Annotated in this window: 8 protein-coding genes; 7 read left to right on the plus strand and 1 reads right to left on the minus strand. The window is 42.5% G+C overall.

The features are described from left to right. Positions 1-200: 200 nt before the first annotated feature. Positions 201-476: a hypothetical protein gene (locus tag NWP21_RS02705; RefSeq protein ID WP_271732247.1), complete on the minus strand. Its 276-nt coding sequence runs from the start codon at positions 474-476 to the stop codon at positions 201-203. A 469-nt stretch (positions 477-945) separates the two neighbouring features. On the opposite strand from NWP21_RS02705, the gene purC reads away from it, so the two are divergent. The 7 genes from purC to NWP21_RS02740 all read left to right on the plus strand — a co-directional run bounded on the left by purC (position 946) and on the right by NWP21_RS02740 (position 9,167). Next, positions 946-1,683, plus strand: a complete 738-nt coding sequence (gene purC / locus NWP21_RS02710; protein WP_280791512.1) for a phosphoribosylaminoimidazolesuccinocarboxamide synthase — start codon at positions 946-948, stop codon at positions 1,681-1,683. 172 nt (positions 1,684-1,855) lie between these two features. After that, positions 1,856-4,012, plus strand: coding sequence for a BamA/TamA family outer membrane protein (locus NWP21_RS02715; protein WP_280791513.1), 2,157 nt, complete (start codon positions 1,856-1,858; stop codon positions 4,010-4,012). 93 nt (positions 4,013-4,105) lie between these two features. After that, entirely contained in the window at positions 4,106-4,942 is an 837-nt protein-coding gene (gene lpxC / locus NWP21_RS02720) for a UDP-3-O-acyl-N-acetylglucosamine deacetylase (protein ID WP_280791514.1), read from the plus strand. 60 nt (positions 4,943-5,002) lie between these two features. Next, the gene (gene fabZ, locus NWP21_RS02725; RefSeq protein WP_280791515.1) at positions 5,003-5,512 is read left to right on the plus strand and encodes a 3-hydroxyacyl-ACP dehydratase FabZ; all 510 of its coding nucleotides are present in this window, start codon (positions 5,003-5,005) and stop codon (positions 5,510-5,512) included. A 187-nt stretch (positions 5,513-5,699) separates the two neighbouring features. Continuing rightward, entirely contained in the window at positions 5,700-6,518 is an 819-nt protein-coding gene (gene lpxA, locus NWP21_RS02730) for an acyl-ACP--UDP-N-acetylglucosamine O-acyltransferase (protein WP_271732242.1), read from the plus strand. A gap of 172 nt (positions 6,519-6,690) precedes the next feature. Next, positions 6,691-7,854 carry a lipid-A-disaccharide synthase gene (lpxB, locus tag NWP21_RS02735; protein ID WP_280791516.1) on the plus strand — a complete coding sequence of 388 codons (1,164 nt, stop codon included), beginning with the start codon at positions 6,691-6,693 and terminating at the stop codon, positions 7,852-7,854. A gap of 20 nt (positions 7,855-7,874) precedes the next feature. Next, positions 7,875-9,167 (plus strand): DNA cytosine methyltransferase, encoded by a 1,293-nt coding sequence (locus tag NWP21_RS02740; protein ID WP_280791517.1) that lies wholly within the window; start codon positions 7,875-7,877, stop codon positions 9,165-9,167. Positions 9,168-9,405 lie beyond the last annotated feature (238 nt).

A 9,405-nucleotide genomic window follows, 5' to 3' on the forward strand; every position in this document is an offset into this window, starting at 1 on the left:
ATGATGTATCAAAAATTTTAGATCCCCCTAAATCCCCCTTGAAAAGGGGGACTTTGATTCTAGTTCCCCCCTTATTAAGGGGGGTTAGGGGGGATCTGCAAGTGTATAAAGTCACCATCTAAAACTTTCCAAACATCCTCTTAGAGACCATGGGATAGGACTTTTGAGTTTTGCTATATAAACCTGCTATTTGTAATCCTTCAGCTTGTAGTTTCCCCATCATCATTTTGAAAGGGACTTTTGCCAATTTGCAGTTGTTTTTTCGTTTTTTTCAGTTGTTTCCATAAAGCTTTGATTTGTTCGTAAGCTTCTTCTGGGGTGAGCTTTCCACCAGTCTCTAAATTACAGATATAACTGATACGTTGAGCAAATTCCTGCAAATTTGCATTAAAAACCAAATTTTCCGGCTTGACATGACCATAGTAGCGTCCACGAGGATAGAGAAAATCATCTTTGTTCATTATTTTTTTCTCCATTTTTGTTGTGTTTATTTTCCATAAATGGTTAATTATGATTGGGAATTTCAAACATTAAGTCAAACCTCAAACCTTTGACAAAAACCTGTATAAACAATTTACAGAACATTTTGTGTAAGTGAGATACAGTAGGGCGGCATGATTCCTACCCTACGGGAGTTTTAAGATTAATACTCGCACCTCATTTACCTGTGATCTGCTGTATTTACTTAATTGGCAAAATATGATAGTTTTATAGTCTGATTGTTGAGAACTTATTTCATTAAATTATCATTAAATGATAAACTAGATTTTGTCAATTGATTACATATTTTATCCTTGATCATCTTTTTTCAGGTGTATGTGCTTGATATCAGCTAACCAACTATAGCTAACTCAGCACCAATGGCGGATATTGAAGCACAAAAGATAAAATAGTTAAGCCTAAAAGGTCGAAAACTACCCACTGCGTACAAATTTATCTCATATCATGTCTGTTTATCCCCAGTTATACGAAGGCAAAGCTAAAATTCTCTATGCAACGGACGAGCCAGAAGTTCTGTTAGCTGATTTTAAAGATGATGCCACGGCTTTTAATGCCCAGAAACGTGGCAGTATTATCAACAAGGGAAAAATTAACTGTAGCATTTCTAGCCGGCTATTTCAGCAGTTAGAAAGCAAAGGTATAAAAACACACTACATTGACAGTCCTCAACCGCACCAAATGCGAGTCAAGGCTGTGAAGATTGTGCCACTAGAAGTAGTGGTGAGAAATATTGCCGCAGGAAGTCTGTGTCAGCAAACAGGATTACCAATAGGTACAGTGCTCAAACAACCTTTAGTGGAATTTTATTACAAAAATGACCAGTTGGGAGATCCACTGTTAACACGCGATCGCCTATTGCTCTTAGAACTAGCAACACCGGAACAAGTAGAGACAATTCACAATCTAGCATTGCAAGTCAACGAATTTCTCCGGGGATTTTGGCAGCAGTGCGGCATTACCCTAGTAGACTTCAAACTAGAATTTGGTTTGGACTCAAAACAGCAGATACTCTTGGCAGATGAAATCAGCCCGGATACCTGCCGTTTATGGAACACAGCCGAAGCAGATCCTAACTTGAGGGTGATGGATAAAGACCGTTTCCGTCGGGATTTGGGAAATGTAGAAAATGCTTACCAGGAGGTATTAGAAAGAGTGCTAAAAGCAGTAGAAACTAAAACTTGAAATGGTCAAAAGCAAAAAGTCAGAATCAATAGTTTTTGACTGATGCTTTGTGAACCATAAGTAAATAGGCAATAGGAAGCAACTTGATTTGCACCTGGGGTCTTGTGCATAAGAGTAATGGTGTGTGGATGTGATAGCTTGCGTGGCGTAGCCATAGAGGAATTTAAAGAACATGCGTTTATCTCCGGTATGGATGGCATTTGTAGCAGTTGCAGCGCCACTAGGCATCTGTGAGAGTGCAAATGCCCAAAGTATTAATAATTCAGAACAGACAACAGAGGTTTTTAGTCCTGGGTTCAATCAGCAGTCAGCAATTGAAACTAAAAATCAGTCTTTGTTCACGGTTACCCCCCTGAAATCATCCCAGAAGACAACAGCAGAAGTAATTGTCCCCACCTTAACAAGCCTGAAAGTTGATTCGGTGGCGGAAATTGCCCCCCCAGTGCTCACGGCTCAAACTACTCCCAGTGGGGAAAATTCCAATACTCCAACCTCAGAAACTCGAGTACTGATATCAGAAGTAGTTGTCAGATCAGAAAAGGGACAACTAACACCGGAACTAGAAAAGCAAGTTTACAGCGTCATTCGTACTCAACCAGGTCGGACAACAACCAGATCTGAACTGCAAGAAGATATTAATGCCATCTTTGCCACTGGGTTCTTTGCCAACGTTGAAGCAGTGCCAGAAGATACACCTGTGGGCGTACGGGTAAGCTTTATTGTCCAACTTAACCCCGTCCTCACCAAAGTACAAGTGCAAGCTAATCCGGGAACTGATGTTCCCTCGGTACTAGCTCCCGGTACTGTGGATGCAGTCTTTGGTGAGCAATATGGTCAAGTCCTGAACCTGAGACAATTCCAAGCAGGTATCCAGCAGTTAACTAAAAAGTACCAAGAACAAGGTTACGTATTAGCCAACCTCATTGGCTCACCACAAATTTCGGAAACCGGCCTTGTCACCCTACAAATAGCCGAAGGGGTGGTAGAAAATATTCAGGTCCGCTTCCAGGATCGCGAAGGTCGGGAGGTAGATGAAAACGGAGAACCAATTCAGGGACGAACCCAAGAATATATAATTACCCGAGAAATGAAGTTAAGTCCAGGAGAAGTATTTAACCGGGACATAGTACAAACAGACCTCCAGAGGGTATTTGGACTGGGGCTATTTGAAGATGTCAACATATCTCTTGACCCTGGTACTGACCCGAGTCAGGTAAAAGTAGTAGTGAACGTAGCCGAACGTACTAGTGGGTCTATTGCAGCTGGAGCCGGGTTTAGTTCTGCCAGTGGATTATTTGGGACTGTAAGCTATCAGCAGCAAAACCTAGGAGGAAGAAACCAAAACCTAGGAGCCGAAGTACAGATCGGACAACGGGAGCTGCTTTTTGATCTGCGGTTTACAGACCCCTGGATTGCCGGTGACCCCTATAGAACTTCTTATACAACAAATATTTTTCGCCGCAGTTCCGTTTCCTTAATTTTTGACGGCAAAGATGAGAATATAAGAACATTTCAACTAGGTGAAACCGACGGCGATCGCCCTCGTGTTCTCCGATTAGGTGGTGGTATTAATTTTAACCGTCCATTATCTCCCAATCCCTATGAAAGATCAGAATGGAGTGCTTCAGCCGGATTGCAGTATCAACGAATTTCCACCCGTGATGCTGATGGTAATATCAGACCGCAAGGAGCAGTATTCGAGGATGGAGTGCCCACAGAAACAGTTCCTCTAAGCCTCTCAGGGGGAGGTGAAGATGACTTAGTGTTATTACAACTAGGCGCACAGCGCGACCTGCGTAATAACCAATTGCAACCAACAGCAGGTTCTTTGCTACGCTTTGGTGTGGATCAGTCCGTACCAGTGGGACTAGGTAGCATTTTTCTAACCAGACTCCGGGGTAACTATAGTCAATACTTACCTGTGAGGTTGACCAACTTCGCACCGGGGGCGCAAACCCTAGCCTTTAACGTGCAAGGCGGAACAATTCTGGGTGACTTACCGCCCTATGAAGCTTTTACCCTAGGCGGTAGCAACTCTGTGCGGGGTTACGAAGAAGGAGCCTTAACCAGTGGACGCAGTTATGTCCAAGCCTCTGTTGAGTATCGCTTCCCTGTATTCTCAGTGGTTAACGGCGCACTGTTTGTTGATGTCGGTAGTGACTTAGGAACCACAACTCAGGCGGCTAACGTCCTCAACAAAAACGGTAGTGGCTACGGTTACGGTTTGGGTGTGCGTGTACAATCGCCACTAGGCCCCATTCGGATTGACTACGGCATTAACGATGACGGCGATAGTCGCATCAATTTTGGTATTGGTGAAAGGTTTTAACGGCACTTGCTAATTTTGGCATTTGCCTCAATACTATTCCGATAAGGGGTCATCACCGAAACTGCAAATGAATCACATATTAACTTTTAGCTCATGGAACAACACACCATAGCAGGAGAAATCACTCAAACTGGAGTGGGACTGCATAGTGGTGTGAGTACCCATGTGCGCATATTCCCAGCTCCATCTGGGAGTGGGCGGTACTTTGTGCGGGTGGATTTGCCAGATTTACCAATCATTCCGGCTCAAGTTACCGCCGTCAGTCAAACTCTGCTCTCTACTCAATTGGGCCAAGGTGAAGCTGGCGTGCGCACAGTGGAGCACTTATTAGCAGCCCTGGCCGGTATGGGTGTCGATAACGCCCGCATTGAAATTGATGGACCAGAAGTACCACTATTAGACGGTTCAGCACAGGTTTGGACTGACAGTATTACTCAAGTTGGCTTAGTGTCGCAACCAACTAGTAAACCAGTTCCCTTGGTGGTGAAACAGCCCATCTGGATTTATGAAAATGATGCTTTTGCGTGCGCCCTTCCAGCATCAATAACCCGTTTTAGTTACGAGATTGATTTTGAACTGTCGGCTATTGGCAACCAATGGTACAGTTGGTCATTGAGTGACAACTTTGTGGCGGAAATTGCTCCGGCTCGTACTTTTGGGTTACTACACCAAATTGAATACTTACAGAAAACCGGGTTAATTAAGGGTGGTAGCTTGGATAACGCCCTTGTTTGTGGGTCAGAAGGTTGGGTAAATCCACCACTCAGGTTTGAAAATGAACCAGTTCGTCATAAAATATTAGATTTAGTAGGAGATTTGAGTTTATTGGGAAATTTTCCTCAAGCTCATTTCTTAGCATATAAAGCCAGCCACAATTTACACATTCAACTGGCTCGGAAAATTTTAGAACAGGAATCGGGTAAAATCTAAAATCTCAGGTTTTCACCCATGACTACTTAATTCATTAATTACAAATTCAACACAGCGCTAATGGCAATTGTCACCCCAGTGAATAGTCCCGATACTACTGCACCTACATCTACCCCAGAAAAAAGTACTGAAATTAAAACCACATTTTCATCTGAAGAAATTCAGAAATTGCTACCCCACCGTTACCCATTCCTATTGGTAGATAAAATCATTGACTATGTTCCCGAAAAACTGGCTGTAGGCGTTAAAAATGTCACTGTCAATGAACCACAGTTCCAGGGACATTTCCCAGAACGTCCCCTGATGCCTGGAGTGCTGATTGTTGAAGCAATGGCACAGGTTGGGGGTATTATTCTTAAGCAATTACCAGGGTTTGAGGAGGGACTATTTGTGTTTGCTGGTATCGATAAAGTGCGATTCCGCCGCCAGGTAGTTCCGGGAGATCAGCTAGTGATGACAGTAGAACTATTGTGGATAAAACAACGTCGTTTCGCTAAAGTACAAGCCCGTGCAGAGGTTGACGGTCAACTTGCTACTGAAGGCGAATTAATGTTTTCTCGAATTAACTAATAAGCTGTCGAGTGGGTAAAGCCGTGGTTGACTCTTAAGCTCGACTTCCATAAATAACAAAACATCATCCAGTCTAGATTTTCGTTGCTCTTACACACAACTTGCTTTGCTCGACACTTTTGGCCACTGATTGTATAAACGCCATTAATCGCGTTTCTACACTTAAAAAAGTTCTGGAGATTCACCCTTGAAAACGCTTATTCATCCCACCGCTGTAATTCATCCTCAATCGGAACTTCACCCAACAGTGCAAGTCGGTGCCTATGCTGTGATTGGAGCTAATGTCAAAGTCGGCATGGAAACAATTATTGGCCCTCATGTCGTGCTAGAAGGTCCTTGTGAGATTGGAGCGCGAAATCAGATTTTTCCCGGTGCTGCTATTGGTATGGAACCCCAGGATCTCAAGTTTGTTGGCGAACCAACTTGGGTGAAAATTGGTGACAATAACTTAATTCGTGAATATGTCACTATTAACCGTGCTACTGGGGCGGGTGAGGCTACGGTGATTGGCAATAATAACCTGTTAATGGCTTATGTACACGTAGCTCACAACTGCATAATTGAAGACCACGTGATTATTCCTAACTCCGTGGCATTGGCGGGTCACGTCCATATAGAGTCACGCGCCAGGTTGGGCGGAGTTTTAGGGGTGCATCAATTTGTACATATTGGTCAACACGCAATGGTCGGGGGAATGGCACGTATTGACCGCGATGTGCCTCCTTATATGTTGGTGGAGGGAAATCCCGCACGGGTGAGAACTCTGAATCTAGTAGGGTTAAAACGTTCTGGGATGAGTTCTGAGGATTTACAAGTTTTGAAAAAGGCTTTTCGGCTTCTCTATCGCTCTGGCTTAAGTTTTAAGGAGGCTTTAGAAGCACTCGAACAACTCGGAGACAGTGAACAACTGCAATCCCTGCGTCGTTTTCTCCTACTTTCTCAAATGTCTGGAAGACGTGGGTTAATTCCGGGAAGGAAAAAAACCAGCCCCCATGATGACTCTTGAATTTATACAGCTTTTATTGGGGTGAGATGGACAAGAACGGGCATCATTCCCACCCCGGAATAGTTTTATCATTCACTGTAGTGCCTATATTCGTTAAATATACTGTATTTTATCAGTATAATGTAACTACTTATTTATCCGTTGTTAAATATGAATTTTTATTAATTATCAAATGCGTATATTTATCAGCACAGGGGAAGTATCTGGGGATTTGCAAGGCTCATTGCTGATTCAGGCAATTAAGCGTCAATCCGCTGGTTTAAAATTAGAAATTGTGGCTCTGGGTGGGGAAAAAATGGCAGCCCAGGGCGCTACTATTTTGGGGAAAACTAGTGGTATTGGTTCTATGGGTTTGGTGGAATCTTTGCCTTATATTTTCCCTACTATTAGGGTACAACGTCAGGCGATCGCTTTTTTGCAACAATACCCCCCTGATTTAGTCATACTAATTGATTATATGGGACCTAATCTGGGCATTGGTACTTATATGCAAAAGCATTTACCACAGATACCAGTGGTTTATTACATCGCTCCCCAAGAGTGGGTCTGGTCTATTGGTTTACGTAATACATCCCGTATTGTCAGCTTTACAGATAAACTCTTGGCTATCTTCCCAGAAGAAGCCCGTTATTTTCGCGAGAATGGCGCACAAGTGCAGTGGGTTGGTCACCCCCTAGTTGACAGAATGCAAGATGCACCCAGTCGCTCAGTAGCTCGGGCTAAATTGCAAATTCCACCCGCACAAAAGGCGATCGCACTCCTCCCAGCTTCTCGTCATCAAGAGTTAAAATACCTCTTACCAGTAATTTTTCAAGCTGCTCAAACTATTCAAGCTCAATTACCATTCGTCCATTTTTGGATTCCCCTATCTCTGGAAGCTTACAGACAACCCATAGAAACAGCTATTCAACGTTATGGTTTACGGGCGACAATTCTGTGCGAGCAACAAAAAGAACTATTTGCCGCCGCTGATCTGGCTATCACTAAATCTGGTACGGTTAACCTAGAACTGGCTTTATTAAATGTGCCCCAAGTTGTGGTTTATCGCCTCAACCCCTTGACTGTTTGGATTGCTCGCAACATTCTTAAAGGTTCTATACCTTTTGCTTCACCAGTTAATTTAGTGGTGATGAAGCCCATTGTACCAGAATTCCTACAAGAACAAGCGACACCGGAAAATATTCTCCAAGCATCCATGGAATTACTCTTAAATCCTGAGCGCCGACAGCAAACTTTCGCAGATTATACCCAAATGCGTCAGCTGTTGGGGGAGGTAGGTGTATGCGATCGCGCTGCTGCAGAGATTTTGCAAATGTTACCAGGTATTGGAAAGTAGGAAATAATCACTAGAAGCAGATGAAACAAAACCGCCCTATTGCTGTGGATTTATTTGCTGGTGCTGGGGGGATGACCCTCGGTTTTGAACAAGCTGGCTTTGATGTATTAGCATCTGTAGAAATCGACCCTATCCACTGTGCAACCCACGAGTTTAATTTTCCTTTTTGGACTGTTTTATGTCAGCCTGTTGAAGAAACTACCAGTCAACATATTAGACAAAATTCGGCTATTGGTAATCAAGAAATTGATGTCGTCTTTGGTGGTCCGCCCTGTCAGGGATTCTCATTAATAGGTAAACGTTCTTTTCAAGACCCTAGAAATTCCTTGGTATTTCATTATATTAGATTAGTATTAGCACTCCAGCCCAAGTTTTTTGTCATGGAAAATGTCAAAGGAATGACTGCGGGAAAACATCAAGAATTCATTGCACAAATTATTAATGAATTTGAGAGTAATGGTTATCAAGTTAAACAAAAATATCAGGTTTTAAATTCTGCCTATTTTGGAGTTCCCCAAAATCGCGAACGGTTATTTATTCTCGGTTGTCGTCATGATTTAGAACTACCAAATTATCCAGACACCATTACTCAACCAGCTAAACAAAAGAAATCAGGATTCTCTCATCAATTAAACTTAAGTCCGACAGTTTGGGAAGCATTGCAAGATTTACCAGAGATTGAAAAATATGATGAATTGTATCAACGTGATTGGGTAGTTGCAGAGTTGGGAAAGCCTAGTGATTACGGTCTATTACTGCGTGGTTTAAATTCGCCAAATAATGACTATGGATATCAACGTCACTATGACTCTACCATCTTGACCTCCAGTTTAAGAACAAAGCATAGTTTAGAGTCTATGACCAGATTTGCAGCTACACTTCCTGGTACAACCGAAAAAATTAGCCGCTTCTATAAACTTCACCCCCAAGGTATTTGTAATACTCTCAGAGCAGGTACACCTAGTAATCGCGGAGCTTTTACCTCCCCTAGACCTATACATCCGTTTATACCCAGATGTATTAGTGTGCGGGAAGCAGCGCGGTTACATTCCTATCCTGATTGGTTTAGGTTTCATTGCACAAAATGGCACGGATTTAGACAGATAGGTAATTCTGTTCCTCCTTTATTAGCTAAAGCTGTAGGGTTAGAAATTATTAAATGTTTAGACTTAAAGTTAGATAAACCCACAAAAATACAAGATTTGGGAGATGAAAGTTTACTGAATTTGGATATGACAGCAGCAGCTAAATATTTTGCAGTGAATCCAGATGTTATAGAGCCGAGACTAAGAAAATTAAATATCACTCCATAAACAATTTCCTCCGAAGAATCTGTAATTATTCAACCTTACTAAAAAGGGGAGTGAAAAATTCACATAAGCGATCGCTAAAAAAAATTAGTTTATGTTTACTCACTTCTTGCACCTGGAAAACTGGATGTCAAAACCATGACTACGTGCAAGGGGAGTTAGCCGTTCAATGTCAAGTAAAAGTAGATACATAACTATATGAGGAAAAATAGACTCAAGGGCAGTTTGTGCAGCCTGACCC

The organism is Anabaenopsis sp. FSS-46 (genome assembly GCF_029891665.1).
Classification (GTDB): domain Bacteria; phylum Cyanobacteriota; class Cyanobacteriia; order Cyanobacteriales; family Nostocaceae; genus Anabaenopsis; species Anabaenopsis arnoldii.

Coding starts and splice junctions, on each gene's coding strand:
- NWP21_RS02705 (WP_271732247.1), bottom strand. CDS start 476: ATGGAGAAAAAAATAATGAACAAAGATGATTTTCTCTATCCTCGTGGA.
- purC (WP_280791512.1), top strand. CDS start 946: ATGTCTGTTTATCCCCAGTTATACGAAGGCAAAGCTAAAATTCTCTAT.
- NWP21_RS02715 (WP_280791513.1), top strand. CDS start 1,856: ATGCGTTTATCTCCGGTATGGATGGCATTTGTAGCAGTTGCAGCGCCA.
- lpxC (WP_280791514.1), top strand. CDS start 4,106: ATGGAACAACACACCATAGCAGGAGAAATCACTCAAACTGGAGTGGGA.
- fabZ (WP_280791515.1), top strand. CDS start 5,003: ATGGCAATTGTCACCCCAGTGAATAGTCCCGATACTACTGCACCTACA.
- lpxB (WP_280791516.1), top strand. CDS start 6,691: ATGCGTATATTTATCAGCACAGGGGAAGTATCTGGGGATTTGCAAGGC.
- NWP21_RS02740 (WP_280791517.1), top strand. CDS start 7,875: ATGAAACAAAACCGCCCTATTGCTGTGGATTTATTTGCTGGTGCTGGG.